This is a genomic window from Streptococcus sp. 2741 (assembly GCF_013276315.1).
In the GTDB taxonomy this organism is placed as follows: Bacteria; Bacillota; Bacilli; order Lactobacillales; family Streptococcaceae; genus Streptococcus; species Streptococcus pseudopneumoniae.
In genome coordinates this window covers 1-639 of sequence record NZ_VMKU01000091.1, presented here as the reverse complement: position 1 = coordinate 639, position 639 = coordinate 1, and the positions used below count along the sequence as shown (strand labels likewise).

At 38.2% G+C, this 639-nt stretch carries 1 protein-coding gene; it reads right to left on the bottom strand.

Annotation, left to right across the window (positions count from 1 at the left end):
* A partial coding sequence (locus HT671_RS08820; protein ID WP_240153274.1) for an IS30 family transposase occupies window positions 1-639 on the bottom strand: 639 nt, incomplete at both ends.

The window sequence follows — 639 nt, the reverse complement described above, 5'->3', positions numbered from 1 at the left end:
ACCTTTTTCTAATTTTTTTAAACTTTTTACAATTTGCTAACTTCTCGCCAAATTTCAAGTTCAAGTTAGCCATGAAGAAGTCTTCTCTGGGTGATTTGTAGTTCAAGCATTTTTTAGGATAGTTATTAATCCAATTTTCGATGAATGCGACTTCTTTGGGAGTCGTTTTCTTAGTTCCCTTAGGTAACCATCTCCGAATGAGCCTGTTGTGATTCTCATTAGTTCCCCTTTCCCAAGAGGCATAGGGGTGCGCATAATAGATATGTTCCTCAGAAAATACATCAGACAAGCGGTTAAATTCTGTACCATTATCTGCCGTGATGGACAGAATCTTGTCTTGTTTTAAGATGAGTTTTAAAGCCTGATTGACCGCCTCAGCACTTTTATTTGGAATCAATCGGATAATTTGATGCCTAGTCCTTCGATCAGTTAAGACCAGTAAACAATAATTTTTCACCCTTGTAAGCAGAACCGTATCAATCTCATAATGCCCATTCTCCAATCGCAGATTGATAGCTTCAGGACGCTGTTCGATAGATTGACCAGGGGGTTTAAAATTGGTGCTAGCTTGTTTCTTAAGCGCTTTTCCTTTTCTAGGATAGAGCAGATCCTGTTTTGACAATCCTAATTTTCCATGAT